This window comes from Allobosea sp. 05T438 (genome assembly GCF_056396025.1).
Genome location: NZ_JBFTKQ010000001.1, coordinates 231,547 through 256,713, shown reverse-complemented (window position 1 = coordinate 256,713; position 25,167 = coordinate 231,547). Strand labels below are relative to the sequence as shown.

The following is a 25,167-nucleotide window of genomic DNA, read 5'->3' as shown; positions in this document are numbered from 1 at the left end:
AGAGCTGCCCAGAAGGGCCGCGGCTAGCGACAGGAGTTGGCGATGGGCCTGAGTACTTCCCTCAACACGGCGATCAGCGGGCTCAATGCCACGCAGGTCGGCATCGGCGTCGTCTCGCAAAACGTCGCCAATGCTGGGACGACGGGCTATGTCCGGCGGTCGGTATCGACTGCCGACAGCCTGTCCGGGCTCACGATCGGTGTGCAGAACACGCAGGTCCAGCGCCTGCTCGACAAGATCGTCCAGCATCAGCTCTGGCAGGAAGCCTCGGGCGCCGCCTACACCTCGACGCGGGCGAGCGCGCTGTCGAACCTCGACAAGCTCTACGGCGCGCCGGGCAGCTCGACAGCGCTCGACACGATCTTCAGCAAGTTCACCGGCGCGCTGCAGTCGCTGCAGAACGACCCGTCATCCTACAGCCTGCGCTCGCAGGTGATCGACAATGCGACGCAGCTGGCCCGGCAGCTCAACACGCTCTCGAACGGCGTGCAGGCCCTGCGCGCCCAGGCCGAGAACGGCATCGCCAATGCCGTCACCAAGGTCAACGACCTGCTCGGCGCGCTGACCAAGGTCAACTCCCGCATCGTCGCGGCGCCGAACAACGGCTCGACGGCCACTCTGAAAGATCAGCGCGATCTGATCCTGTCCGAGCTCTCGCAATACGTCGACATCAAGACGACGGAGGATGCGCGGGGCTCGGTCTCGGTCGTCACCGGATCGGGCACGCAGCTCTTCGACGGCCAGCCCTCCGTCACCTTCGGCTTCGACGAGCATAGCGGGCTCGGCCCTGATGATCAGTGGAACGCCGACCCGGCAAAGCGCGGCGTCGGCACGATCACGATGAAGGATTCGTCCGGCAACGTCTCGGACGCGATCGCCAACCGCATCTTCCGCTCGGGCGAGATCGCGGCGAACATCGAATTGCGCGACAAGACGCTTGTGCAGGCGCAGGCCCAGCTCGACGAGATCGCGGCGCAGATATCGAAGGCGCTCTCGGACCGCGAGATCGCCGGCACGGCCGTGACGGCCGGCGCGGCCTCCGGCCTCGAGGTCGACATGGCCGGGTTGCAGTCCGGCAACACGATGACGCTCGACTACAAGGTGACGCCGGGCGGCCAGACCCAGCGTTTCACCTTCGTTCGCGTCGATTCCTCCTCCTCGCTGCCTTTGCCGGCCTCGGCTGGTGGCGATGCCAACAACCGCGTGGTCGGCATCGATTTCTCCGGCGGTCCGGCCTCGGTCGCGGCTCAGATCCAGGCGGCCGTCGGCCCCGGCTTCACGGTCTCCAACACCGGCTCGGTGCTAAGCATCGTCGACGATGGTGCTGCGGGCACGCGTGACGTGATCGGCCTGACGTCGCGGCCGACCAACACGGCGCTGTCCTCGGCAGGCGGCACGCCGGAACTGCCCTTCTTCGTCGATGGCTCGGCGGGCGTCCCCTTCACCGGCTCTTATGAAGGCGGCTCGCAGACCGTCGGCTTCGCATCGCGGATCGCGGTCAATCCGGCGCTCGTCGCGGATCGCTCGCTGCTCGCGGTCTACAGCACGTCGCCGGCGACGGCGCAGGGCGATGTCACCCGGCCGAAGCTGATGCTGGACCGGCTGACGCAGAGCCAGCGTTCCTTCACCAACACGGTCGGTCTCGACGGCAACGGCGCGACCTCGAACACGACGATCGGCAATTTCGTTCAGCGCGTGGTCTCGTCCCAGGGACAGGCTGTCGAGGCCGCCAAGCGCCTCGACGAGGGCCAGCAGGTCGCGCTCGCCTCGATCCAGAGCCGCTTCCAGGAAACCGCACAGGTCAATGTCGACCAGGAAATGTCGATGCTGATCGAGCTGCAGACCGCCTACGCCGCCAATGCCCGCATCATCTCCACCGTGAAGGAGATGATGGACGTGCTGCTGAGAGTGTGAGCCCGCCATGACCATCACCGCCTATGGAACCGGTGCCTATCGCGCGGCCAAGCCCAACGAATTCGTCTCGACCCGCGCCCAGTTCGACGATCTCCAGCGCCAGCTCGACACCAAGCAGCGCAGCACGAGCTATGGCGACCTCGGCATCGACCGGCGCGTCAGCCTCGATCTCAATGCCAAGATCTCCACCCTCAACTCCTGGCTGAGCGGCATCGATCTGAGCAATGTGAACGTGAAGCTGCAGACGACGTCGGTCGAGAACTTCGCGAAACTCACCAGCGAGACGCGCAACGACACGCGCTCCAACAGCTATGTGCCGAGCGCCAGCGGGCGGTCCTCGCCGCAGGTGCTGGCGGAGGAGAAGTTCAAGCAGACGCTCGACCTGCTGAACATTTCGGTCAACGGCCGCTACCTCTTCTCCGGCAAGACCTCGGACACGCAGCCCGCCGCCGGCTTCGACGAGATCATCAATGGCGACGGTGCCGGCAAGGCCGGGCTGAAGCAGCTGATCGACGAGCGCCGGCAGGCCGATTTCGGTTCCGGGCTCGGGCGGCTGACGGCCGGCGGCGCCGGCACGACGGCGACCATCGCCGAAGAGGCGACCGTTCATCCCTATGGTTTCAAGATCGCCGGCATTTCCGGCAGCTCCGCAGCGCTGGCGACGACGTTCAATCCCGGGCCGCCGGCGGATGTCTCCGTCAACGTCGCGTCGCAGCCGGTGGCGGGCGACACGGTGCGGCTCAAGCTCAACCTGCCGGACGGGACGCAGGAGGAAATCGTCCTCACGGCCCGCGCCACGGGAACGACCGGCTCGGATACCGATTCCTTCGAGATCGGCGCCGATCCCAACGCCACGGCGGCCAATCTGCGCAACTCGATCAACGCGGCTCTCGGCAAGGAGGCGAAGACGACGCTCTCGGCCGCCTCCTCGCAGGTTGCGGCCCAGGATTTCTTCGCGGGCAGCCTCAACAATCCGCCCAAGCGGGTACCGGGACCGCCCTTCGACACGGCCACAGCTGCGCCGACCAATGCGGGTGCCGCGGCGACGACCGTGATCTGGTATCGCGGCGATGACGGCGCTGATCCGGCGCGCAGCACCTCGACGGTCCAGATCGACCAGGGGCAAACGGTCGGGACAGGCGCCCGGGCGAATGAGGAGGCGTTCCGCGTCGGCCTCGCGCAGTTCGCGATCATGGCGGTCGAGAACTTCCCGGCCGGCGACGCCAATTCGCAGGCGCGCTACGAGGCGATGACGTCCCGCGTCAGCGAGAAGCTGGGTTTTGGGGGCAGCACCCAGAAGCCGGCGGAGATCATCACCGAGCTGGGCTCCGCCCAGACGGCGCTCGCCAGCGCCAAGGAGCGCCACCAGAGCACGAAGGATTACCTGACGACGACGCTCTCGGGCATCGAGAACGTCTCGACCGAGGACGTCGCGACGCAGATCCTGTCGCTGCAGACGCAGCTTCAGGCGAGCTATCAGGTGACCTCGATGCTCTCGAAGCTGTCGCTCACGAACTTCCTCTGAACGCCGCACTCGCCTGGCTACAAGCGAAAACGCCGCCCCTTCGGGCGGCGTTTTCGCTTGCGATCTCGTGAGCTGCTTTGGGTAACCCGTCAGCGGCCGCGCAGGCCGGCCGCGATGTCGCGGTTGATGTTGATCAGGATGCCGACACCTTGAGGCTGCGGATCGGCCGCGAGCTTGAAGGTGTGGTTGAAGATGAAATTGGCGAGGCTGAGGATGTTCTGCTTGATGCCGACCGGCAGCGGATTGTCCTCTGCGATCACGGCCGAGACGAGCAGCGTCCAGAGCCTGCGGTTATAGGTCAGGGCTTCGTCGAGCTCGCGCTCGCGCGCGGCCCAGTCGTCGGCGACGATCTGGAGGCGGGTAGCGGCCTTGATCAGGAGGGAGGCTTCGAGCTCGCGGGGTGAAACGACGGATTGGGCGGTCTTGGCGGCGGCGGCGTAGGCGTTAAACCCGTTTTGCATGCTCGATCAGTTCCGCTTCGTAGGCGATCAGCTTCTTGGCTGCCTTGAGAGCCTTATAGAGATCCCCGCTTAAGATGCAGTTATTGATCTCGTGAATATGCGGCAGAGCGCTGGGTGCGGCCTGGGCGAAATCGCGCACGAGCTCGAAGAAGATCTCGTGCTGGTGCGTCGGGTCTTGCGCCAGATACATCAGCTGGATGGCGAAGTAGATCTTCTTGGCCGGGCTGTCGGCGGTTGCTGCGGTCAGGATGTCCTTCTCCCGCAGGATCGGCGCGTCGCCTTCGATGAAGAAGCGCGTGCGCTGCTCGTCGTTGCGGATCACCACCTGTCCGATGATGATCCGTTCGCGCGGCTTGAGCTCGACCTTGAGAGCCATGTCTGTCCTGCCTTCTGGCGGAGGGGAGGGGGGCGAACCTAACCCGAAGGCGTCAGCCGAAGAGGCGCAGCACGCCCTGGTCGGCCTGGTTCGCCAGCGAGAGCGCGGTCTGCGAAAGCTGCTGGCGGGTGTTGAGCGCCAGGAGGCTCGCGCCTTCCTCGTTCGGGTCGGCCAGGACGAGGTTCCCCGCACCGGTCGTCAGAAGGTTGGACAGCTCCTTGGTGAAGTCCTGCCGGGTCTGCGCGACCGAGAGGTTGGAGCCCAGCGTCGAGGAGAGCGACTTCAGCGAGGTGAGGGCGCCGGTCAGGGACTGGGTGGCCTTGTCCAGGTCGGCATCGTTCTGGAAATTGACGAAGCCCGTGAGCTGTGTGTTGACGGCCTTCGGAATGCCGAGATTGTCCGAGGTCAGGTTGGAGCCCTGGATGTCGAGCTTGGTCTGGTTCTTGCCGGTCTTCTCGTTGAACTGGATGGTCAGACGGTCGCCGGCCAGCAGGTTGATGCCGTTGAAGCTCGAGTCCTTGGCGAGGTCGTCGATCTTGTTACGCAGGTCGTTGAACTGATCGATCAGGTTCGAGCGCACCGCGGAGGTGATGCTGGCTCCGACGATCGTGGTGCCGGCGGCGGTATTGTCGGTCAGCGCGAAGCCGAAATCGGTGTTGTCGCTGGCGACGCCGGAGGCCGTGGTCAGGGCTGTGGCGCCGGCGCCGGCGATTTCAGCCGCGGTCGGGGCGCCGGGCGCGGCCGGTGTGAAGGTCGCGGTGCCGATACCGAACTGAACCTTTTCGGAGCCAACGCCCTTGACGTTGAGCTGGCCCTTCTCGTCGACGAAGGCGGTCGCGATGCCCGACTTGTTGATCTCGTTGACGACGTCGCGAACGGTGGCGTTCGTGCTGAGGAAGCTGGCGGTATAGGTCGTCGAGCCCGAGGTCAGCGTGATTGAGGTCGTCGCCTCGTCGCCCGCGGCGAGAACCGGACCGCCGACATTACCGGAATACGTAGCGGTTGCGGCATTGGCGCCGGCGCCGTTGTCGTCGACCACGCGCTTGTCGAGGGCGATGTCCTTGAGGCTCTTGCTCGTCACCGCCGCTTCGGTCGCCGTGGCGAGAGTCGTGCCGGCCTTCGTCGGACGGTTCTGCGCGGCATCGGCCTGGGCCTGCTTGACCGTAGACTGCAGCGACTGGACGAGCTTGGTGATGCCGTCGATGCCCTTGGAGGCTGCCTGGATGGTCTGAATGCCGTTCGAGATGCCGTCGAGCAAGCCGGTGAGCTGGCTGGAGCGATCGTTCAGTGACAGGGCGGTGAAGTAGTTCACCGGGTTGTCGATCGCCGAGTTGACCTTCTTGCCGGTGGCGAGGCGGTTCTGGATGACGCTCTGTTGGGCCGTGGTCTGCTGCAGCGTCAGCAGGTTGTTGCGGACACCGCTGGAAAGGATCGTGCTGGCCATCTTCGGTCCCCTGAACGCGCGACTCCGGCGCGATGCAACCTGATTTCAGGGGTGATCATCCCGCGTTAGGGATAACAAAAGGTTAATCGCGGCGCCGATCCCGTTGCCGCGCCCAAACGAAAAAGCGGCGGAGCCGAAGCTCCGCCGCTCTTTGACTTCGCCCCGCGTTCTGCGGGCTGATCCGCTTCTGCGGACCGAAGATCAGAACAGGCGCAGGACCGCCTGGTCGCTCTGGTTCGAAAGCGACAGCGCCGTCTGCGAGAGCTGCTGACGGGTCTGCAGCGCGAGCAGGTTGGCGGCTTCCGAGTTGGCGTCGACGTTCACCAGATTGGAGGCGCCGGTGCTCAGCACGTCCGCCATGTCCTTGGTGAAGTCCTGACGGGTCTGCGCGACCGAGAGGCTGGCACCGAGGCTGGACGACAGTGACTTCAGCGAGGTCAGGGCGCCGGTGAGGGCCTTGGTCGCGGTTTCGAGGTCGGCGTCGTTCTGGAAGTTGACCTGGCCGGCGAGCTGGGTGTTGCCAGCCTGGGCGATACCCAGATTGTCGGAGGTGACGTCCGACCCCTGAATGTCGAGCTTGGTCTGGTTCTTGCCGGCCTTCTCGTTGAACTGGATCGACAGACGGTCACCCTTCAGCAGGTTGATGCCGTTGAAGCTCGCGTCCTTGGCGAGATCGTCGATCTTGCCGCGCAGGTCATTGTACTGGTCGATCAGGTTCGAACGCGTTGCCGAGGTGATCGCCTGTCCCTTGATGCCGGTTCCGGCGACGCTGTCCGCCGCGAGGAAGCCGATCGCGGCGTTGGCGCCGCCAGCGGCTGCGGCCGTGTTGGCCGTGGCGTCGTCGGCGCCCACGCCGAAGCCGAACTGGACCTCTTCCGAGCCGGTGCCCTTGACGTTGAGCTGGCCCTTCTCGTCAACGAAAGCCGTGGCGATGCCCGACTTGTTGACCTCGTTGACGACATCGCGAACCGTCATGTTGGCGACATCGAAGCTGGCGGTATAGGTCGTGCTGCCGGACTTCAGGAAGAGCGCAGCCTTCGGGCTGGCCGACGTGTCGATACCGACGTCACCCGAAGTGGTGGCCGTAGCGGCATCGGCGACGGCATCGGCACCGGCGATCTTCTTGTCGAGGGCGATGTCCTTCAGGCTCTTCGAGGTCACGGCCTGCTCGGCCGCAGTCGCCAGCGCGGTGCCGGCCTTGGTCGGGCGGTTCTGAGCCGCGTCCGACTGCGCCTGCTTGATGGTCGACTGCAGGGAGCTCACCAGCTTGGTGATGCCGTCGATGCCCTTGGAGGCCGCCTGGATGGTCTGGATGCCGTTCGACATGCCGTCGAGCAAGCCGGTGAGCTGGCTGGAGCGGTCATTGAGCGAAGCGGCGGTGAAGTAGTTGACGGGATTGTCGACTGCCGAGTTCACCTTCTTGCCCGTCGCCAGCTTGAACTGGGAAGCCTGGGCCTGGGCGGTGATCGACTGCAGCGACGAGAGCGCGTTGCGCACGCCCGCATTGAGAGAGACGGCCATCTGTTTTTACCTTCTGGTAGGATGCCTTCTGGCGTCCGGGCCGTTCTGGCCAGGACGGGGCGACCCTGGAGCGCCAGCCCGTAACAACCGGTAAATTTCCCTCCGCAAATTGAGCGCAAGGCGAGGCTCGTCGGACCATGGTTAAGCAGGCACTAATGGTCTCGGAACGCCTGAACAGGCGGCGGTGCGCCGACGCAAAAACGCCCGCGCGGGGCGCGGGCGACATGCCGTCGGCAATCGGGATGGAACGAGCGAGACGTCAGGCCGTGCGTTCGACCTGGTGGCGTTCTTCCTCGGTCTCGCGCGCCCGGTCGCTGAGTTCGCGGGAATAGGCGCGCAGCTTCAGCAGGACCTCGTCGGGCAGTTGGGAGATCGTCTCGCCCGTGTCGCGATCCTTCTTCTGCAGCACGACCGCCCGGGTCTGCGGGTCGATGACGAGCTTGCGTTCCACGGTCTCGTCGACGGTGCGATTGGCGGTGCGTCCAATTTGGTCATTGAAGAAGGCGCGGCGTTCGCCGTTTGCACGGCTCTGCGCATCGCGAGCCTCCGCACGAACCTCGACATTCACCGCTGCGCCGGCGGAAGCGGATTGGACGGTCTTCTCGGGCGGAAGGTCGACAGCGACGCTGCCCGGCTGCGCGGTAACGTCGGAGCGGGTAACCGGCGGGCCGGCGGTCGGCGCCACGATTCTGGGTGCGTTGCCGAATTCCATGACCACTCCTTCTGGAGCCGTTCGCGGCGCCGTTGCGCCGGTCTTCTCGGTTGCCGGAAGCAGGACACACCTGCCCGACACTGCCGATCGTGACAGAAAAGATTGAATCTGCCGTTAGGGAATTAGGTAAATATTGAGGGCTTCCGGCGCAGCCGCGCCGGCTACGCAAGACGAGTTACCGCCTGGAGCGAACCGCGTCTCACAGGCTCCGCGAGACGACGAGCGGCCCGGAGTTCGGCCGGGCGAAGGCGCCGGCGCCGACGGAGGCCGCGGGGCCATAGCCATTCGCGCGCATGGGCCTGTTGGCGTCGGCGGCCAGGTCGCGGATGACGGATTCCGAAACGGCACGAGCGGTCGCCAGCACGATCTGGTTGGTCTCGATCAGGTTCTGGAAGGCGAGGTGGGCGTTCTTCAGGCGCTTGACCTGATCGGGCGCGAAGCGGGCGAGAGCGACGGCGTTGAGCTTCACCTGCTCGACGCCGCGCATATAGATGCCGGCCAGCTCGGTCTTGCGCGGCTCGCGGGTCATCGCCTCCGGCAGGCGGCCTGCGCGGACGAGCTCGGTCTCCTCGCCGACGAGATGCGACAAGGCTCCGAGCGCCTCCAGCACGGCCTCGATCAGCGCACGCGCACTCAGCGCATCGGCGATGCGCGGCCTCTCATCCAGGATCAGGTTAGCCGCTGACATTCTGTGCTCCGGACGCGGACTGCTCCTGAAGATTGATCAGGTCGCGCATGATCTGGTCGGAAAGGCCGACGCCGCCGGCCTTCTGGATCTGCTTGGCGTATTGCTGGCTGAGCTGCGAGCGCCAGATGCCGCCGCCGGTACCGTTCTCGCCGAGCGGCCCTTCGGTGCCGTCGCTCGCCGTCAGGCGGTCGGTCATCTGCTCGAGGAACATCGTCTCGAAATCATCCGCCTGTTTCTTGAGCTTGGCCTTGGCCGGGTCGAGCGCGTCGGCGATGCCATTGGCGACTTTTCCGGCGATGCCGAGCGCGAGATTGGCGGCGGGGAGGGCGAGAGCGGCGGTCATCACATCACCTCGATTTCGGCCTGCAGGGCGCCTGCCGACTTGATGGCCTGGAGAATGGAGATCAGGTCGCGCGGGCCGATGCCGAGCGCGTTCAACCCGTCGACGAGCTCGGCCAGGGTCACGCTTTCCTTGACGAGGGCGAGCTTGTTGCCACCGCCGGTGTCGACCTTGACGCTGGTCTGCGGCGTCACGACAGTGCGACCGCGGGCGAATTCGTTGGGCTGGCTGACCTGCGGCGTTTCGCTGATCGTGACGGTGAGGTTGCCCTGAGCGACCGCGACGGTTGAGACGCGCACGTCCTTGCCCATGACGATGATGCCGGAGCGCTCGTCGATGACGATGCGGGCGAGCTGGTCGGGCTCGATGCGCAGCTGCTCGATGTCGGTGAGCAGCCGGATCATGTTGCCCTTGAAGCGGGGAGGGATCTGCAGGACGACGGTCGAGGGGTCGGTCGGCTCGGCGGAGTCGCCGCCGACGAAATCGTTGATCGCGGCGGCCATGCGGCGGGCCGTGGTCAGGTCGGGGTTGCGCAGCGACAGGCGCAGCGTCGAGAGCTTGTTCAGGGCGAAGTCGATCTCGCGCTCGACCACGCCGCCATTGGCGATGCGGCCGACGGTCGGCACGCCGCGGGTGATCTTGCTGGCCTCGCCTTCAGCGGAGAAGCCGGAGATCGCCACAGGTCCCTGCGACACCGCATAGACCTCGCCGTCGGCGCCGAGCAGCGGGGTGACAAGCAGCGTGCCGCCCTGCAACGACTTGGCATCGCCCATGGCCGAGACGGTGACGTCGACGCGGGTGCCCTGCGTGGAGAAGGGGGGCAGGTTGGCGGTCACCATCACGGCGGCGACGTTGGCGGTGCGCATGTTGGCGCCGCGCGTGTTGACGCCGAGGCGCTCGAGCATCGCCTGCAGCGACTGCTTGGTGAAGGGGGTGTTGTTGAGCGTGTCGCCGGTGCCGTTGAGGCCGACGACGATGCCGTAGCCGAGCAGCTGGTTGGTGCGCACGCCCTCGACCGCGGCGAGATCCTTGATGCGCGAGAGCGCGAACACCGGCTGCGACGACAAGCCGATCGCCACGGCCAGCAGGGCGGCCAGCGGCTTCAGCAGAGTCGACAGGGCGGAGTTGCGGAACATGCTGCGGCACCAGGGGACAGTTTTAAAGTCCGTCGGCCCTTGCGAGCGGCGTGCCAGTCAGCTCAAAATTGAAAAGCCTTGTTTGTCAGTCATTTGGAGTTTTGCGCCATTGTCGGCTTCGACTTGCCGACGCTGCGCTTCCTGCCGGGGCGGCAGTTTCTGCCGGGTAATTTACCGGCTGTTAACCACGCCGGGCGAGGTTGGGAATTCCATTACACGAGGCCGCCGATGATCAGGATCGACCAGCGCGCGCCCGTTTCGAACGCCGGCCCGGCCAGTTCCGCGAGGCGTTCGAGCGGCGCTTCCTTCGCGCTTCCGACGCAGGATTCCGCCACGGCGAGTCGCAGCAGCGGGGTCGGCGCGACTGGGCCGCTCGATACGCTGCTGGCGGTGCAGGCGCAGGAGGATACGCAGGAGCGCAAGCGCCGGCAGGCCCGGCGCGGGCACGATCTGCTCGACGGGCTCGACCGGCTGAAGGCGGCGCTGCTCGCCGGCCGGGTGCTGCCTTCCGAGCTGGAGAGGCTGCGCACGGCGCTGGCGCTCCGGCGCGAGACGACCGACGATCCGCGGCTCGACGAGGTGCTGGCCCATATCGAGCTGCGTGCCGCGGTGGAACTCGCCAAGCTCAGCCGGTAGCCGGCTTCGCCGGATTGCCCGAGACGGAGCATCGCGGCAGAGCGCGAATCCTCATTTGAGCGGGGTGCAGTCGCTCGGTGGCGGCGCGCCTTTGAAGCGCTGTTCCATCCAGTCCACCGCAGCGGCGGCACTGTCCTGGGCTGCCGGCAGATGGCCCACGCCCTGCAGGGCCTCGAACCGCACCGCACTTCCGGCGGCGCAGAGCTTGTCTGCATAGTTGCGCGTGACCTGCGGTCTGACCAGCGTGTCCTCCGTGCCCTGCGCGAGAAAGACTGGGATGCCGCGCGGCACGAGACCGGGCGAATTCCGGTCGAGAAGAGAGTGCCAGGGCTGGCGGGCGGCAAAGTCTTCGTCAATGAGGAACTTGCGCTCCAGCGCCTTGGTCGGGCGCAACCGGCTCAGGATGTCGGGCAGGCTTTCGATGCAGTCCGCGGCGAGCGTGTCGACGACCGGGATCGCCTGCTCGTAGATGATCTTCGTCAGGGGGGCCTTGTAGACGCGCGTCCATGACCAGAGGGTCATCGCGGTCAGATTGCGGCCGCCATCGGTGTCGATGTCGTCGGCCAGGAGCGGGCCGAGCTCGGTCGCAGGGGCGGCGGCCGCGACGCCGACCAGATTGAGTTCGGGGGCCAGGCGTTTCGCCAGAATGCCGGTGAACAGCGCCGCGTGTCCCCCCTGCGAATGACCCCAGACGGCGAAGCGTCGCCCGGCGGAGGCGCCGGCAAGCTGACGGGCCGCCCGCACCGAGTCGATCACGGACCGGCCCTCGCTCTCACCGACCAGATAGGGATGTGTCCCCGGCGCGCCGAGGCCCGGATAGTCCGTCGCCGCGACGATGTATCCGCGCGCGATCATCGCGCGCAGGCCCTGGATGGACTGGAAGATGTCGCCGGCGCGCGATGGTCCGCATTGCGGCTGGACGCCGGTCGTCGGATGAGCCCAGGCCACGATCGGACGGCCCCCCGGCGGAACCGGGCCTGAGGGGACGATCGCGACGCCGGACACGGCGATCGGCTTTCCGTCGAGCCCGAGCGAGCGATAGAGCATCCGATAGGCGGTTGCGCCCTCAGGCGTTCCGTTCAGGGTTTCCGTCCGGATCACCGTTCCGGGGCGCCCACCGGCGATTTCGGCGGTCGTCGGCGTGTAGAAATCCGACTGTGCCCCGGCCGGGGAGGTGGAGAAGGCAGCCGACATCGAGATCAGTAGGGCGATGACGAGCCGCATAAATGTTTCTCCGTCGAGCGGGCGCAGACTTCAGCTTCTCCGGTGACTAGCCCAGATATCGTTTAGCAATTGCTTCAGCGGCCGGGCATCGGTCGCAGCCGGGCGCCGGCGCCGCTCACCGGATGAACTGGTCTGCGTATTCGGCGCCCAGCCCATTGCCCGCATAGTGCGCCCGGCATTTGTCGATGCGGGTGAAGACGTCGTCATAGCCCAGGCACTTGCCATCCGGGTCGACATAGATCATCGCGCCGTTCACCTGAAACATGGTGATCATCTCCTCGACATCGGGATCGACCACCAGCGTATGCGTCTCGCCCGGCGCCTCGTAGACGTAAGAGCCCTCGGTCGCGACCCAGTCATGCTCGAGGTAGCGCCACTTGCCCTTGAGCACATAGCCATGGACCGGCAGTGGATGACGATGGCGCGAGAGCACACCGGCGCGGCGGACCTTGAGCAGGTTCATCCAGTATCCCCGCGAAACGCAGAAAAGCAGGGGGCGGAACCAGACATTGTCGTCCACCGGCACCCAGACGCGCTCGTCGGTGGGGATCACATTGGGGACGATCAGCTCCGGCGGCGATTCCTTCGGTTGCGGGTGGCGATAGGGCGTCCAGCGCTCCTCCTGCGTGGCCGCGACGGGCATCGGGCTCGTCGTGTTCATGGCGTCTCTCCCGTGCTGATGTTCTGATTCAAGTGGTGCTCAATCCGATTCAACGCTTCCATCCAAGCTATTGAGACGGAAACGCTTTTCTAGACTGCGAGATAGCCGCCATCGACCGGCAGGACCGCGCCGGTGACGAACTCAGCCGCATCGGACAGCAGGAAGGCGATGGCGCCGCCGACATCGCCCGGCTTGCCCCAGCGACCCATTGGCGTCCGCGCGAGGATCGGGGCGGAACGCTCGGCGTCCTCGACCAGCGGCCGGGTCAATTCGGTCTCGATCCAGCCCGGCGCCACCGCGTTGACGCGGATGCCCTCCGGTGCCCAGGCGGCAGCGAGCGATTTGGTGAGCTGGCCGATACCGCCCTTGGAAGCCGCATAGCCGGGGGCGAAGGGCGAGCCGTGGAAGGTCAGCATCGAGGCGATGTTGACGATGGCGCCGCCGGCCTTGTCCGCGCCATTGGCGGCGAGCTTGTCCTTGGCGGCGATGCACATCCGCATCGTGCCGCTCAGGTTGACCTCTATGGTCAGGCGGAAGGCGTCGATCTCGAATTCCTTGCCGCCGCGCTGGATCATGCCGGCGCAGTTCACCAGCGCGTCAAGGCGCGGACAGGTCGCGACGATGGCAGCGACCTGGTCGTCGCTGGTCACGTCGAGCCGGGCATGGCGGATGGCCGGATGGGCCGGCGACGCCACGACTTCCTCCTGGGTCAGGCCCGTGGCGAGAACGTCGTAGCCGGCCTGGGCCAAAGCGAGGGCGGCGCCTGCGCCGATGCCCCGCGTGCCGCCGGTGACGAGAGCGAATTTGGTCGAGGTCGATTGTGTCATGGACCGAAGGCTAGTGCGGCCTTCGGCAACGGGAAAGGCGGCCCCGTGCAGGCCGCCATGCAATGGCGGCCGGGCCGGCTACTGGAGCTTGTATTTGAGGGAGAGCATGGCCTGGCCACGCGTCTCGTAGTCGGAGGCGACGAGCGGAAGCTTGCGCGCCAGCGTCACATCGAAGGAGGTCTGCCAGGGCAGGTCGGCGAGCTTGGCGAGATCGATCGAGAGCTTCATCTCCGGCGTCAATGCCGTATGGAGACCGTCGCCGGCGGCGAAGACGTAATTGCCGGCCATCGCGAGCTGCGAGGTCAGGGTGAGGTGGGGGAGCAACTCCTGTCGATAGCCGATCAGCGCTTCGCCGATCTGCTCGGGATTGCCGTAGAGCGAGCCGCCGCCACCGGTGGCAACGCCCCAGATGAATCCCGGCCCCGTGCCGATAGGCTGGGCGAGCCGCCAGTTCAGCCGCGCATCACGCGTTGCACCGGCGCTTGCCGGAGCGGAGAGCGCGGTCGAGAGCGAGAAGACATCCTGGCCAAGCTTGAAGCCGACAGACCGGTCCTGGGCGGCGCCCATCGTATCCTGCCGCGCCGCGAAGCCGTTGCGGATGATGTCGACCGGGATCGGAGCGCGGGCGCGCAGGTGAGCGCCGGAGTTGGCGTTGGCGCGGCCGAGCGCCGCGAGTGCCGGATTGAACAGGACCGCATCGCCGCTGGAGTCGGCCGGGACGGCGGCTTCCATCTCGGCGGCATCGGGATCCTGCAGGGCTGCGCGTGGGATCGGCAACTGCACGGCAGCTTCCTGCAGCGCGTCCTGAGCCGACGCCGGAGCAGGAGAGAGTGAGGTGGCAAGGAGCAGGGCTGCCGGTTTCCAGGCAGCACTGCGGGCAGAGATGAAGCGAAACACGTCGTTCGTCCTGTCGCTATGACGAGCGGCAGATCAGGCTAGGCTGGGAAGGCGCCGATTTTGCGGCGGTGCAACATGACCGGCAGGGGGGCGACAGATTGCCCGAAAGCTGCGCTTCCCCCGCCGGCCCGAACCCGCTAGGAAGCGACCAGCCGCGGACCGTGGCCGAAAGCCGCAGTTTCGGATCGTTCTATCTGGAGAGAACAGGGGTCATCGCATGAGCAAGATCAAGGTCGCCAACCCGGTCGTCGACATGGACGGCGACGAGATGACCCGGATCATCTGGCAGAAGATCAAGGACACGCTGATCTTCCCGTATCTCGACCTCGAGCTCGACTACTACGACCTCTCCGTCGAGAACCGCGACGCCACCAACGACCAGGTCACGATCGACGCGGCCAACGCCACGAAGAAGCACGGCGTCGCCGTGAAGTGCGCCACCATCACGCCGGACGAGGCGCGCGTGGAGGAATTCAAGCTCAAGCAGATGTGGAAGTCGCCGAACGGCACGATCCGCAACATCCTCGGCGGCGTGATCTTCCGCGAGCCGATCATCTGCAAGAACGTGCCGCGCCTCGTACCGGGCTGGACCCAGCCGATCGTGATCGGCCGCCACGCCTATGGCGACCAGTACCGCGCCACCGACTTCAAGTTCCYGGGCAAGGGCACGCTCTCGATCAAGTTCGTCGGCGAGGACGGCGCGGTGATCGAGAAGGAAGTCTTCAAGGCCCCGGACGCCGGCGTCGCCATGGCGATGTACAACCTCGACGATTCGATCCGCGACTTCGCGCGGGCGTCGCTGAACTACGGCCTGATCCGCAAGTACCCGGTCTATCTCTCGACCAAGAACACCATCCTCAAGACCTATGACGGCCGCTTCAAGGACATCTTCCAGGAGATCTACGAGAAGGAGTTCAAGGCCGAATTCGACAAGCTCGGCATCACCTACGAGCACCGCCTGATCGACGACATGGTGGCGTCGGCGATGAAGTGGTCCGGCGGCTATGTCTGGGCCTGCAAGAACTACGACGGCGACGTGCAGTCCGACACTGTGGCGCAGGGCTTCGGTTCGCTCGGCCTGATGACCTCGGTGCTGATGACGCCGGACGGCAAGACCGTCGAGGCGGAGGCCGCGCATGGCACGGTGACCCGCCACTACCGCGAGCACCAGAAGGGCCGCGAGACCTCGACCAATTCGATCGCCTCGATCTTCGCCTGGACGCGTGGCCTCGCCCACCGTGCCAAGCTCGACAACAACGCCGAGCTCGCGAAGTTCGCCTCGCTGCTCGAGAAGGTCACGGTCGACACCGTCGAGGCAGGCGACATGACCAAGGATCTCGCCCTGCTTGTCGGCGCCGAGCAGAAGTGGCTCTCGACCACCGGCTTCCTCGAGAAGGTCAGCGAGAACATGAAGAAGGCGATGGCGGCCTGAGATTGGCTCCCCGCGTACGTCATCAAGCCCGGCCGAAAGGCCGGGCTTTTTCGTTGGCGCCTTGCGCAACGGATGGAACGCGCGGGCCCTCCGGGCGTTCTCGACCGCCGGACGACGTGACCGCTTGCTCTTATATCGATATGATGAGCGCCGATGCGGATAGGCGCCTCGTGCGCAGGGATGGCGAGCCCTATCCCGCGGGCGAGGGGCGCTGACTGTCGCCGCATTCTGAAGAAGACTGGCCGATACGGAGAGCTGGGATGCCTGAGAACGCTTCGCAGATGGAGCTCGATGAGCGGATCGCCATTGCCCGGAGGAATATCGCCGAGCTGATGGAGCAGGCGACGGGCGTGTCAGGCGCCGCCGCCGAGGAGCGCCTGGCGACGCGGCTCAACGAGCAGCAGGATCTGCTCAACGAGCTGCTCAAGAAGCGCGAAGCGATGGGCTGAGGCGTCCGCCGAACGGCTGCTGCTGCCGAGTGCCTTATGGCAGTCCGCGTCACTCCACGATGACGCGATGGCGGGCGAGGATGCGCGGTCCGCTGATCGGGGCGTTCATCACATAGCGCAGCTCGTAGGCGCCGGACTGCTCCGGCGCCTCCAGCACCGCCTCGACATTCTCCGCCGGAAAGAAGCGGGGCCCTTCTGCTTCGGCGGGAGCGCCGGCGGGAACCAGCACGACACGATCCTGCTCGCCGTTCGGCCCGATGCCGCGGACCGGGAGCGTCTGGCCGCGGCCGACGCGGGCGGGGGCGGCGAGCGTCGCGCCGGGCTCGGTGGTGACGAGCGGCTGACGCAGCAGGATGACCGGCGCCCCGTCCTTCTCGACGGTCAGGCGCAGCTCATAGGTTCCGGCCAGGCCGGGCGTGGGCAGGGCAGGGACCGTGTTCCGCGGCTCGACCACGACGATGGCGGTGCTTGCGGCATCGTCGGGGCGGGCGATGGCGAGGCGTGCACCCTGCGGTGGTCGGGTGAGGAAGACGCTGAGCGGTGCGCCGGCAACGATGGTCCGAGCCGCCGACATGGCGGGCTCGGCCGCGGGCGCCGGCATCTTCTTCTGCGCCAAGGCAGCGGCCGGCCAGAGGCCGGCAGCCAGCAGCAAAGCGCGGCGGGAGAGCGCCTGGCCTGTCCCGCCGATCGTCATCAGCCCATCGCGGCCGCGACGGCGTCGAGCGCAGCCTGCGCCTTGCTGCCGTCCGGGCCGCCGGCCTGGGCCATGTCGCGCCGGCCGCCGCCGCCCTTGCCGCCGAGCTGCTCGGAGGCCGCGCGCACCAGCGCCACCGCATCGAAGCGCTCGGTCAGATCGGGGGTGACGCCGACGACGACGCCGGCCTTGCCGTCATCGGCGACGCCGACGATGGCGACGACGCCGGAGCCGACACGCGCCTTGGCCTCGTCGGCGAGGCTCTTGAGATCCTTCATCTCGATGCCGGTGACGGCGCGGGCGAGCAACTTCGCGCCCGCGATCTCGCGCACCGGATCCTCGGCCGCGCCGCCGCCGCCCATGGCGAGCTTCTTGCGGGCTTCGGTGAGCTCGCGGTCGAGCTTGCGGCGCTCCTCGATCAGCGCGGCGAGACGATTGCCGGCCTCGGAGGCCGGGACCTTAAGGAGGCTTGCCAGTCCTTCGAGCAGGCGCGATTCCTCGTTGAGGCGCAGGCGTGCGCCATTGCCGGTCATGGCCTCGAGGCGGCGCACGCCAGCCGCGACGGCGCCTTCGCCGACGATGCTGACCAGGCCGATATCGCCGGTGCGGGTGGCATGGGTGCCGCCGCAAAGCTCAACCGAATAGGCCCGGCCGGCCGGATTCGTGCCCATCGCGACGACGCGGACCTCATCGCCGTACTTCTCGCCGAACAGGGCGCGAGCGCCGGAGGCGATGGCCTCGTCGACGCTCATCAGGCGGGTCGTCACCGGCTCGTTCTTCAGCACGATCGCGTTGGCGATCTCCTCGACCTCGCGCAGCTCCCCCTCGCTGATCGGCTTGGGGTGCGAGAAATCGAAGCGCAGACGATCGGGCGAGACCAGCGAGCCCTTCTGCGCGACATGGTCGCCGAGGACGAGGCGCAGCGCCTCGTGCAGCAGGTGCGTCGCCGAGTGGTTGGCGCGGATCGCGGTGCGGCGCTCATGGTCGACGATCAGCTCGACGGCCGCACCGAGCTTGAGCTCGCCTTGTTTGACCGTGACGCTGTGGGCGAAGACGTCGCCGAGCTTCTTCTGGACGTCGCTGACTTCGACCACCGTGTCCGGCGCCTTGACCAGGCCGGCATCGCCGACCTGACCGCCGGATTCGCCGTAGAACGGCGTCTGGTTGACCAGCATGAAGCCGCTCTCGCCGGCCTTCAGGGACTGGACCTCGGCATTGTCGCGGATCAGCGCGGTGACAACGCCCTCCGCGGTCTCGGTGTCGTAGCCGAGGAATTCGGTGGCGCCGAGCTTGTCGCGCAGCGGGAACCAGAGGGTTTCGGTCGCGGCCTCGCCGGAGCCGGCCCAGGCGGCGCGCGCCTTGGCCTTCTGCTGCTGCATGGCGGCGTCGAAGCCCTCCGTATCGACCGTGATCTCGCGGGCGCGCAGCGCGTCCTGCGTCAGGTCGAGCGGGAAGCCATAGGTGTCGTAGAGCGTGAAGGCGACGTCGCCCTTGAGGCTCTGGCCGGCGCTCAGGTCCTTCGAGGCGTCGTCGAGCAGGGTGAGGCCGCGCGCCAGCGTGGTGCGGAAGCGGGTCTCCTCCAGCTTCAGCGTCTCGGTGATCAGCGCCTCGGCGCGGAGCAATTCGGGATAGGCGCGGCCCATCTCGCGGGTCAGCGCCGGGACGAGTTTGTAGAGCAGCGGTTCCTTGGCGCCGAGGAGCTGCGCATGGCGCATGCCGCGGCGCATGATCCGGCGCAGCACATAGCCGCGGCCCTCGTTGGAGGGCAGAACGCCGTCGGCGATCAGGAAGGACGAGCAGCGCAGATGGTCGGCGATGACGCGATGGCTCGCCTTCATCGGCCCGTCGGCATCGACCGAGGTCAGGTCGGCGATGGCGCCGATCAGGGCGCGGAACAGGTCGATATTGTAATTGTCATGCGTGCCCTGGAGCACGGCGGCGATGCGCTCCAAGCCCATGCCGGTGTCGATCGAGGGGCGGGGCAGGTCGGTCCTGATGCCGCCCGCGGCCTCCTCATACTGCATGAAGACGAGGTTCCAGATCTCGATGAAGCGGTCGCCGTCCTCTTCGGGCGAGCCGGGCGGGCCGCCCCAGATATGGTCGCCGTGATCGAAGAAGATCTCGGAGCAGGGGCCGCAGGGGCCGGTGTCGCCCATGCGCCAGAAATTGGCCGAAGTCGGGATGCGGATGATCTTGTCGTCGGTCAGGCCGGCGATCTTCTTCCAGAGGCCATGCGCCTCGTCATCCTCGGAGTAGACCGTGACGAGGAGCTTGTCCTTGGGCAGGCCGAACTCGCGCGTGACCAGGGTCCAGGCGTGGTGGATCGCCTGCTCCTTGAAATAATCGCCGAAGGAGAAGTTACCCAGCATCTCGAAGAATGTGTGGTGGCGCGCGGTGTAGCCGACATTGTCGAGGTCGTTGTGCTTGCCGCCGGCGCGCACGCATTTCTGGGCGGTGGTGGCACGGGAATAGGGACGCTTCTCCTGCCCGGTGAAGACGTTCTTGAACTGCACCATGCCCGAATTGGCGAACATCAGCGTCGGGTCGTTGCGCGGCACGAGCGGGCTCGACGGCACGACTTCATGGCCGTTGGACTTGAAGTAGTCGAGGAAGGTCGACCTGATATCGTTGACGCCGCTCATCGCTGTTTGCGCTCTGAATCTTGGGCAGGAGACCGGGCGCGCCCGGCGGGAAGGTCCGGTTCTAGTCAGGCGGCTCGCCGCTGTCCAGAAAGCTTGATGCAGCGCACATCTGGCAAGGCCTTATTCTCAAACGAAAAGGGCGGCCCGAAGGCCGCCCTTGCATCGTTCAGTGCCGGAGCGCTCAGGCTCAGGCTTCCCCCTCGTCGAGATCGTCGTCGGTGGGGTTCGCCTGATCTAGGATGCGGTCGGCGACGAGGCCCGAGTTCTGTCGGATCGTGGCCTCGATCTTCGCGGCGAGATCGGGGTTGTTCTTGAGGAAGGTCTTGGCGTTCTCGCGGCCCTGGCCGAGGCGCTGGCTGTCGAAGGAGAACCAGGCGCCGGATTTCTCGACCATGCCGGCCTTGACGCCGAGATCGATCAATTCGCCGACCTTCGAGATGCCCTCACCGAACATGATGTCGAACTCGACCTGCTTGAAGGGCGGCGCGACCTTGTTCTTGACGACCTTGACGCGAACCTGGTTGCCGGTCGCCTCGTCGCGCTCCTTGAGCGTCGAGACGCGGCGGATGTCGAGGCGCACCGAGGCGTAGAACTTCAGCGCGTTGCCGCCGGTGGTGGTCTCCGGCGAGCCGTACATCACGCCGATCTTCATGCGGATCTGGTTGATGAAGATCACCATGCAGTTCGAGCGCGAGATCGAGGCTGTGAGCTTGCGCAGCGCCTGGCTCATCAGGCGGGCCTGCAGACCGGGCTGGACCTCGCCCATCTCGCCCTCGATCTCGGCGCGCGGGGTCAGCGCGGCGACGGAGTCGATGACGAGCACGTCGATCGCGCCGGAGCGGACGAGGGTGTCGGTGATCTCGAGCGCCTGCTCGCCGGTATCGGGCTGGGAGATCAGCAGGTCGTCGAGATTGACGCCAAGCTTGCGGGCGTAGACGGGGTCAAGCGCATGCTCGGCGTCGACGAAGGCGCAGACACCGCCCTTCTTCTGCGCCTCGGCGATGGTGTGGAGCGCGAGCGTGGTCTTGCCCGAGGATTCCGGCCCGTAGATCTCGATGATACGCCCCTTCGGCAGACCGCCGACGCCGAGCGCGACGTCGAGCCCGAGCGAGCCCGTCGAGATCGTCTCGATCTCGATCGACTGCGGGTTCTTGCCGAGCCGCATGATCGAACCCTTGCCGAAGGCGCGTTCGATCTGGGAGAGCGCTGCATCGAGCGCCTTGGCTTTGTCCATCGAGGAGCCTTCCACGAGTCTGAGATTAGCCTGATTCACGGTTCGGGCTCCTTATGACAGGGCTAAGGGGACATCTCAATCAGTCTTGACAGGAGAATGATCACTCTTTGTTCCTGTCAGCAAGTTCTTTTTTTGTTCCAGATGTCAGCTTGTGGCAGGAGTGGCTTTTTATGTCTCTGGTCATGCTATTTTATTGGTCTGAGTTTCGTTGAGCCGTTATTGCATGCGCTATGCGCATACCAAGGCGCTGCGTTCCCCATCCCGGCGCCTGCTGTTTCCTGTTATTGCGCCGGGAATCTCCATTTGTTTTCGAAAGTTGCCAACGTGTCCTCCGCCCCCGCCCAAACGGCCCCGAACTCGCCGCGCCGTATCCTGCTGGCCAGCCTGATCGGCACGACGATCGAGTTCTTCGACTTCTACATCTATGCGACGGCTGCGGTGATCGTGTTCCCGAAGCTGTTCTTCCCGGGCGGCGATCCTACCTCCGCGATGCTCCAGTCCTTCGCGACCTTCGCGATCGCCTTCTTCGCGCGGCCGATCGGCGCCGCCATCTTCGGCCATTTCGGCGATCGGATCGGCCGCAAGGCGACGCTCGTCGCGGCGCTGATGACGATGGGGCTCTCGACCGTCGCCATCGGCATGCTGCCGACCTATGCCGCCGTCGGCGTACTCGCGCCGCTGCTGCTGGCGCTCTGCCGGCTCGGGCAGGGGCTGGGACTCGGCGGCGAGTGGGGCGGAGCGGTGCTGCTGGCGACCGAGAACGCCCCTCCGGGCAAGTCAGCCTGGTATGGCATGTTCCCGCAGCTCGGCGCGCCCGTGGGGTTCATCCTTGCGACTGGCAGCTTCCTTGCGCTCGATGCGCTCCTGACCGACGAGCAGTTCTTCAGCTTCGGCTGGCGTATCCCGTTCATCGCCAGCGCGCTGCTGGTCTTCATGGGGCTCTATGTCCGCCTTCGCATCAGCGAGACCCCGGCCTTCCGCAAGGCGATGGACAAGCACGAGCGGGTGCGCGTGCCCTTCATCAGCATCTTCGCCGAACACAAGCTCGCGCTGCTCTGCGGCACCTTCGCGGCGCTCGCGACCTTCGTGCTGTTCTACCTGATGACCGTGTTCTCGCTGAGCTGGGGCACGACCAAGCTCGGCTTCTCGCGCGACCAGTTCCTGCCGCTGCAGATGATCGGCGTCGTGTTCTTCGGCTTGACCATCCCGGTCTCGGCCGTGCTCGCCGATCGCTTCGGCCGGCGCCAGACCCTCCTGGCGACGACGCTCGGCATTGCCATCTTCGGCTTCTTGCTGGCGCCGCTCTTCGGCTCTGGCAGCACGCTCGGTGTGCTCGCCTTCTTCGTCGTCGGGCTGTCGCTGATGGGCTTCACCTACGGACCGCTCGGCACGGCGCTGGCCGAGATGTTCCCGACGGCCGTGCGCTACACGGGCGCCTCGCTCACCTTCAACCTGGGTGGGATCGTCGGCGCCTCGCTCGCTCCTTACGTGGCGACCTGGCTCGCGACCGAGAAGGGCCTGCCCTTCGTCGGTTACTATCTCAGCCTCTCGGCCATGGTGACAATGCTGGCGCTGATCGGGGTGGGTGCGCTGGCTTCGCGCCAGGACGATGAGGCCGGCGCGGTTCCGGCGCGCTGAAGCCCGCTTCGCGTCATGGTCGGGCTTGTCCCGACCATCCACACGTCTTCGCTGGGTAAGCGTGGTGTTCAAGACGTGGATGCTCGCCACAAGGGCGAGCATGACGGCGTCCTGAACATCGTCGCACTCGTCGATCCCGGGCTCAGGCCACCGGCCTGCTCCGGAGATGACGACCCGGCGCCTTCAGCCCATCGCCGCCTTCACCGTCTCGACGAGCTGCTTCATCGTGAACGGCTTGGGCAGGAAGTGGAAATCTTCGCCTTCCGGCAGGTTCTTGCGGAAGGCCTCCTCGGCATAGCCGGAGACGAAGACGACCTTGGTGTTCGGGTTGCGCTTGCGCAGCTCGCCGAGCAGCGTCGGGCCATCCATCTCGGGCATGACGACGTCGGAGACGACCAGGTCGATCTGGCCGTCATTCTTCAGGAAGAGATCGAGAGCCTCGACGCCGGACGCGGCTTCGTGGACGGTGTAGCCACGCGAGACCAGCATGCGGGCGTTCAGCGCGCGCACCGCATCCTCGTCCTCGACCAGCAGGATGACGCCGGCGCCGGTATGGTCGGCGGCGAGCTTCTTCGGTGCCTCCTTGGCGGCGACCTCGGCAGCGATCTCCTCCTGGCTCGGGACATGGCGCGGCAGGAAGATCTGGAAGGCCGTGCCCTTGCCGATGGTGGAATCGACGAAGACATAGCCGCCGGTCTGCTTGACGATGCCGTAGACCATCGAAAGACCGAGACCCGTGCCCTTGCCGACCTCCTTGGTGGTGAAGAACGGTTCGAAGATCTTGTCGAGATGCTCCTGCGGGATGCCGGTGCCGGTGTCCTCGACCTCGAGCAGGACATAGTCGTCCGCGGGAAGGCCGGCGTGGCTGAAGCTCACGCAGTCCTCGCGGGCGACGTTGCGGGTGCGGACCGTCAGCTTGCCGCCGTCGGGCATGGCGTCGCGGGCGTTGACGGCGAGGTTGACGATGACCTGCTCTAGCTGCCCCAGATCCGCCTTGACCGGCCAGAGGTCGCGACCCTGGCGGACGTCGAGCGTCACCTTGTCGGCGACGACGCGCTTCAGCATCAGCGAGAGGTCGGAGAGCACCTCGCCGAGCTCCAGCACCTGCGGGCGCAGGGTCTGGCGGCGCGAGAAGGCGAGCAGCTGCCGCACCAGCGCGGCGGCGCGGTAGGCGTTCTGCTTGATCTGCATGATGTCCGGGAAGGACGGGTCGGTCGGCCGGTGGCTCGCGAGCAGGAACTCGGAGGCGTTGATGATGACCTGCAGCACGTTGTTGAAGTCGTGCGCGATGCCGCCGGCGAGCTGGCCGACGGCCTGCATCTTGCCGGCCTGGTCCATGTTGTCGCGCAGCTTGCGCTCGGCCGTGGTCTCCAGCGCATAGACGATGGCGCGCTCGCCGTCGCCGTCCTCGGAGGCGGAGACCGGTGCGAGGTAGAGCTTGGCGGAGCGCCCGTCCTCGCCGGCGAGGGCGAGATCCAGTGGGCTCACTGCGGAGCTGCCCTCCACGACTTCGGCAACGCCGCGTTCGAGGCCGGAATGGGGTGCGACGAGATCGTAGATCGTCCGCGGCGGCGTACCGGATGGCGCGAGCCGGGCGAAGGCGGCGTTGGAACGCAGGATCGCGCCGCTCTTGTCGACGGTGGCGATGGCCATCGGCGTCGAGTGGAAGAAGCGGGCGAAGCGGACCTCGGCATCGCTGCCGTGATCGGCGCCGGCCTCGCCGGGCGCGCGGTTGAGGACCAGCGTTCGGGAAGGGCCGGCGCGGCCGTCCTGCCCGAATGCGACCTGATGGTGCAGCCGCACGGGCAGCGGGTTGCCATTGCGGCGCTTGAGGTCGACGTCGAGCACCTCGACGCGGACATCGCCGGGCTGGCCGCGGATCGCCTGGAGCAGCGCGGCAGCGGCCGGCGTGCAGATGTCGTCGAGTTGCAGGCCGCCGGAGCCGAAGCGGGCTAGGTCGAAGTCGAGCCAGCTCGACAACGTGGCGTTGAGATAGGAGACCTCGCCGTCGGCGTCGATCGAGATGAAGCCGGCCGGCGCATGGTCGAGATAGTCGATCGCGTGCTGGAGCTCCTGGAAGGCGTTCTCCTGCCGCTCGCGCTCGGGCGTGATGTCGGTCACTGACCAGAGCGTGGCGTTGCCGGTCTCGCGGCGCACCGGCGTGACGCGCACGCGATACCAGCCGACCTCGCCGCGCCCACCGAGAGCAGGTTCGAGACGGACCTCCTCGACCAGCCGGCGGTTCTCGCGGGCGGCTGCGGCGAGCCTGTAGATCGCCTCCGAGACGTCGGCGCGGCCAGTCAGGAGACGCCCGACCGGCTTGAGGTCGTTCGCACCTGTGGCGCCCGCGAGCGCGAGATAGGCCTCGTTGGCGTAGACGATCTCGTTCTCGCCCTCAGTCACGACGATGCCTTCGTCCGCACTGTCGACGATCGTCTTGGTCAGGTCGTTGCGGGCGGCGCGGCCCGAGAACTGGACGAGGCCGATGGCGAAGGCGAAGAGGCCGAAGACGCCGATGACCGAAAGCAGGGCCAGCAATCCAAGGATCAGCGGCTGCGCCCATTCATTGGCGAGGAAGCCGAGCGCGATGGCCGCGCCGACGAGCAGACCCGCGACCAGCAGGATGATGCCGATATGGCCGGGCTTGTCGGAGCGATCAATTGTGGTCGCCGTGGTGCCGCTCATGCGGTGAAGTCCGTTCGCTGCTGGGCCGCAT

At 66.5% G+C, this 25,167-nt stretch carries 22 protein-coding genes; 6 read left to right on the top strand and 16 right to left on the bottom strand.

The window, feature by feature from the left end; translation table 11 throughout:
• Nucleotides 1–42: 42 nt before the first annotated feature.
• Nucleotides 43–1,914 carry a flagellar hook-associated protein FlgK gene (gene flgK / locus AC1DIN_RS01285; protein ID WP_476808392.1) on the top strand — a complete coding sequence of 624 codons (1,872 nt, stop codon included), beginning with the start codon at nucleotides 43–45 and terminating at the stop codon, nucleotides 1,912–1,914.
• A 7-nt stretch (nucleotides 1,915–1,921) separates the two neighbouring features.
• Nucleotides 1,922–3,439, top strand: a complete 1,518-nt coding sequence (locus tag AC1DIN_RS01280) for a flagellin (protein ID WP_441469558.1) — start codon at nucleotides 1,922–1,924, stop codon at nucleotides 3,437–3,439.
• An 89-nt stretch (nucleotides 3,440–3,528) separates the two neighbouring features.
• Here AC1DIN_RS01280 and flaF read toward each other — a convergent pair whose 3' ends face one another.
• From flaF to AC1DIN_RS01240, 8 genes are all read right to left on the bottom strand, one after another.
• On the bottom strand, nucleotides 3,529–3,900 hold the full coding sequence (gene flaF, locus AC1DIN_RS01275) for a flagellar biosynthesis regulator FlaF (protein WP_441469557.1): 372 nt from the start codon (nucleotides 3,898–3,900) through the stop codon (nucleotides 3,529–3,531).
• Nucleotides 3,884–4,276, bottom strand: coding sequence for a flagellar biosynthesis repressor FlbT (gene flbT / locus AC1DIN_RS01270; RefSeq protein WP_441469556.1), 393 nt, complete (start codon nucleotides 4,274–4,276; stop codon nucleotides 3,884–3,886). The genes flaF and flbT overlap by 17 nt, the downstream gene beginning before the upstream one ends.
• Nucleotides 4,277–4,328: 52 nt before the next feature.
• The gene (locus AC1DIN_RS01265; protein ID WP_441469555.1) at nucleotides 4,329–5,720 is read right to left on the bottom strand and encodes a flagellin N-terminal helical domain-containing protein; all 1,392 of its coding nucleotides are present in this window, start codon (nucleotides 5,718–5,720) and stop codon (nucleotides 4,329–4,331) included.
• Between the two features lie 201 nt (nucleotides 5,721–5,921).
• Nucleotides 5,922–7,241 (bottom strand): flagellin N-terminal helical domain-containing protein, encoded by a 1,320-nt coding sequence (locus tag AC1DIN_RS01260; protein WP_476808391.1) that lies wholly within the window; start codon nucleotides 7,239–7,241, stop codon nucleotides 5,922–5,924.
• 259 nt (nucleotides 7,242–7,500) lie between these two features.
• Nucleotides 7,501–7,926 (bottom strand): hypothetical protein, encoded by a 426-nt coding sequence (locus AC1DIN_RS01255; RefSeq protein WP_476808390.1) that lies wholly within the window; start codon nucleotides 7,924–7,926, stop codon nucleotides 7,501–7,503.
• Nucleotides 7,927–8,152: 226 nt separating this feature from the next.
• The gene (locus AC1DIN_RS01250; protein WP_476808389.1) at nucleotides 8,153–8,641 is read right to left on the bottom strand and encodes a hypothetical protein; all 489 of its coding nucleotides are present in this window, start codon (nucleotides 8,639–8,641) and stop codon (nucleotides 8,153–8,155) included.
• Nucleotides 8,628–8,984, bottom strand: coding sequence for a rod-binding protein (locus AC1DIN_RS01245; protein WP_441469551.1), 357 nt, complete (start codon nucleotides 8,982–8,984; stop codon nucleotides 8,628–8,630). Before AC1DIN_RS01245 ends, AC1DIN_RS01250 begins: the two co-directional genes overlap by 14 nt.
• Nucleotides 8,984–10,117, bottom strand: a complete 1,134-nt coding sequence (locus tag AC1DIN_RS01240) for a flagellar basal body P-ring protein FlgI (RefSeq protein WP_441469550.1) — start codon at nucleotides 10,115–10,117, stop codon at nucleotides 8,984–8,986. The genes AC1DIN_RS01245 and AC1DIN_RS01240 overlap by 1 nt, the downstream gene beginning before the upstream one ends.
• A 228-nt stretch (nucleotides 10,118–10,345) precedes the next feature.
• Between AC1DIN_RS01240 and AC1DIN_RS01235 the strand changes: the two genes are divergently transcribed.
• Nucleotides 10,346–10,753: a flagellar assembly protein FliX gene (locus AC1DIN_RS01235; protein WP_441469549.1), complete on the top strand. Its 408-nt coding sequence runs from the start codon at nucleotides 10,346–10,348 to the stop codon at nucleotides 10,751–10,753.
• A 51-nt stretch (nucleotides 10,754–10,804) separates the two neighbouring features.
• On the opposite strand, the gene AC1DIN_RS01230 is transcribed toward AC1DIN_RS01235, so the two are convergent.
• The 4 genes from AC1DIN_RS01230 to AC1DIN_RS01215 all read right to left on the bottom strand — a co-directional run bounded on the left by AC1DIN_RS01230 (nucleotide 10,805) and on the right by AC1DIN_RS01215 (nucleotide 14,362).
• A complete protein-coding gene (locus AC1DIN_RS01230) occupies nucleotides 10,805–11,977 on the bottom strand; it encodes an alpha/beta fold hydrolase (protein ID WP_441469548.1) in 1,173 nt (390 codons plus the stop codon).
• A 115-nt stretch (nucleotides 11,978–12,092) separates the two neighbouring features.
• Nucleotides 12,093–12,638: a 2,4'-dihydroxyacetophenone dioxygenase family protein gene (locus AC1DIN_RS01225; protein ID WP_476808388.1), complete on the bottom strand. Its 546-nt coding sequence runs from the start codon at nucleotides 12,636–12,638 to the stop codon at nucleotides 12,093–12,095.
• A gap of 89 nt (nucleotides 12,639–12,727) precedes the next feature.
• The gene (locus AC1DIN_RS01220) at nucleotides 12,728–13,465 is read right to left on the bottom strand and encodes an SDR family NAD(P)-dependent oxidoreductase (RefSeq protein ID WP_476808387.1); all 738 of its coding nucleotides are present in this window, start codon (nucleotides 13,463–13,465) and stop codon (nucleotides 12,728–12,730) included.
• A 78-nt stretch (nucleotides 13,466–13,543) separates the two neighbouring features.
• Nucleotides 13,544–14,362: a hypothetical protein gene (locus tag AC1DIN_RS01215; protein ID WP_476808386.1), complete on the bottom strand. Its 819-nt coding sequence runs from the start codon at nucleotides 14,360–14,362 to the stop codon at nucleotides 13,544–13,546.
• Nucleotides 14,363–14,579: 217 nt separating this feature from the next.
• Here AC1DIN_RS01215 and AC1DIN_RS01210 point away from each other — a divergent pair, with 217 nt between their 5' ends.
• Nucleotides 14,580–15,794, top strand: a complete 1,215-nt coding sequence (locus tag AC1DIN_RS01210; protein WP_476808385.1) for an NADP-dependent isocitrate dehydrogenase — start codon at nucleotides 14,580–14,582, stop codon at nucleotides 15,792–15,794.
• A 260-nt stretch (nucleotides 15,795–16,054) separates the two neighbouring features.
• Nucleotides 16,055–16,243 carry a hypothetical protein gene (locus tag AC1DIN_RS01205; RefSeq protein ID WP_055728979.1) on the top strand — a complete coding sequence of 63 codons (189 nt, stop codon included), beginning with the start codon at nucleotides 16,055–16,057 and terminating at the stop codon, nucleotides 16,241–16,243.
• Between the two features lie 49 nt (nucleotides 16,244–16,292).
• Here AC1DIN_RS01205 and AC1DIN_RS01200 read toward each other — a convergent pair whose 3' ends face one another.
• The 3 genes from AC1DIN_RS01200 to recA form a co-directional block, all read right to left on the bottom strand.
• On the bottom strand, nucleotides 16,293–16,937 hold the full coding sequence (locus AC1DIN_RS01200; RefSeq protein ID WP_476808384.1) for a hypothetical protein: 645 nt from the start codon (nucleotides 16,935–16,937) through the stop codon (nucleotides 16,293–16,295).
• Nucleotides 16,937–19,579 (bottom strand): alanine--tRNA ligase, encoded by a 2,643-nt coding sequence (alaS, locus tag AC1DIN_RS01195; protein WP_476808383.1) that lies wholly within the window; start codon nucleotides 19,577–19,579, stop codon nucleotides 16,937–16,939. The genes AC1DIN_RS01200 and alaS overlap by 1 nt, the downstream gene beginning before the upstream one ends.
• A 187-nt stretch (nucleotides 19,580–19,766) precedes the next feature.
• Nucleotides 19,767–20,813: a recombinase RecA gene (recA, locus tag AC1DIN_RS01190; RefSeq protein WP_476808382.1), complete on the bottom strand. Its 1,047-nt coding sequence runs from the start codon at nucleotides 20,811–20,813 to the stop codon at nucleotides 19,767–19,769.
• A gap of 324 nt (nucleotides 20,814–21,137) precedes the next feature.
• Between recA and AC1DIN_RS01185 the strand changes: the two genes are divergently transcribed.
• Nucleotides 21,138–22,451, top strand: coding sequence for an MFS transporter (locus AC1DIN_RS01185; protein ID WP_476808381.1), 1,314 nt, complete (start codon nucleotides 21,138–21,140; stop codon nucleotides 22,449–22,451).
• Between the two features lie 183 nt (nucleotides 22,452–22,634).
• Here the strand turns inward: AC1DIN_RS01185 and cckA are convergent, their stop codons facing one another.
• Nucleotides 22,635–25,136: a cell cycle histidine kinase CckA gene (cckA, locus tag AC1DIN_RS01180; RefSeq protein ID WP_476808380.1), complete on the bottom strand. Its 2,502-nt coding sequence runs from the start codon at nucleotides 25,134–25,136 to the stop codon at nucleotides 22,635–22,637.
• Between the last annotated feature and the right edge of the window lie 31 nt (nucleotides 25,137–25,167).

Excerpts from the sequence above, each read along its gene's own strand:
- flgK (WP_476808392.1), top strand. The coding sequence starts at position 43 with ATGGGCCTGAGTACTTCCCTCAACACGGCGATCAGCGGGCTCAATGCC.
- AC1DIN_RS01280 (WP_441469558.1), top strand. The coding sequence starts at position 1,922 with ATGACCATCACCGCCTATGGAACCGGTGCCTATCGCGCGGCCAAGCCC.
- flaF (WP_441469557.1), bottom strand. The coding sequence starts at position 3,900 with ATGCAAAACGGGTTTAACGCCTACGCCGCCGCCGCCAAGACCGCCCAA.
- flbT (WP_441469556.1), bottom strand. The coding sequence starts at position 4,276 with ATGGCTCTCAAGGTCGAGCTCAAGCCGCGCGAACGGATCATCATCGGA.
- AC1DIN_RS01265 (WP_441469555.1), bottom strand. The coding sequence starts at position 5,720 with ATGGCCAGCACGATCCTTTCCAGCGGTGTCCGCAACAACCTGCTGACG.
- AC1DIN_RS01260 (WP_476808391.1), bottom strand. The coding sequence starts at position 7,241 with ATGGCCGTCTCTCTCAATGCGGGCGTGCGCAACGCGCTCTCGTCGCTG.
- AC1DIN_RS01250 (WP_476808389.1), bottom strand. The coding sequence starts at position 8,641 with ATGTCAGCGGCTAACCTGATCCTGGATGAGAGGCCGCGCATCGCCGAT.
- AC1DIN_RS01245 (WP_441469551.1), bottom strand. The coding sequence starts at position 8,984 with ATGACCGCCGCTCTCGCCCTCCCCGCCGCCAATCTCGCGCTCGGCATC.
- AC1DIN_RS01240 (WP_441469550.1), bottom strand. The coding sequence starts at position 10,117 with ATGTTCCGCAACTCCGCCCTGTCGACTCTGCTGAAGCCGCTGGCCGCC.
- AC1DIN_RS01235 (WP_441469549.1), top strand. The coding sequence starts at position 10,346 with ATGATCAGGATCGACCAGCGCGCGCCCGTTTCGAACGCCGGCCCGGCC.
- AC1DIN_RS01230 (WP_441469548.1), bottom strand. The coding sequence starts at position 11,977 with ATGCGGCTCGTCATCGCCCTACTGATCTCGATGTCGGCTGCCTTCTCC.
- AC1DIN_RS01225 (WP_476808388.1), bottom strand. The coding sequence starts at position 12,638 with ATGAACACGACGAGCCCGATGCCCGTCGCGGCCACGCAGGAGGAGCGC.
- AC1DIN_RS01220 (WP_476808387.1), bottom strand. The coding sequence starts at position 13,465 with ATGACACAATCGACCTCGACCAAATTCGCTCTCGTCACCGGCGGCACG.
- AC1DIN_RS01205 (WP_055728979.1), top strand. The coding sequence starts at position 16,055 with ATGCCTGAGAACGCTTCGCAGATGGAGCTCGATGAGCGGATCGCCATT.
- AC1DIN_RS01200 (WP_476808384.1), bottom strand. The coding sequence starts at position 16,937 with ATGACGATCGGCGGGACAGGCCAGGCGCTCTCCCGCCGCGCTTTGCTG.
- alaS (WP_476808383.1), bottom strand. The coding sequence starts at position 19,579 with ATGAGCGGCGTCAACGATATCAGGTCGACCTTCCTCGACTACTTCAAG.
- recA (WP_476808382.1), bottom strand. The coding sequence starts at position 20,813 with ATGGACAAAGCCAAGGCGCTCGATGCAGCGCTCTCCCAGATCGAACGC.
- cckA (WP_476808380.1), bottom strand. The coding sequence starts at position 25,136 with ATGAGCGGCACCACGGCGACCACAATTGATCGCTCCGACAAGCCCGGC.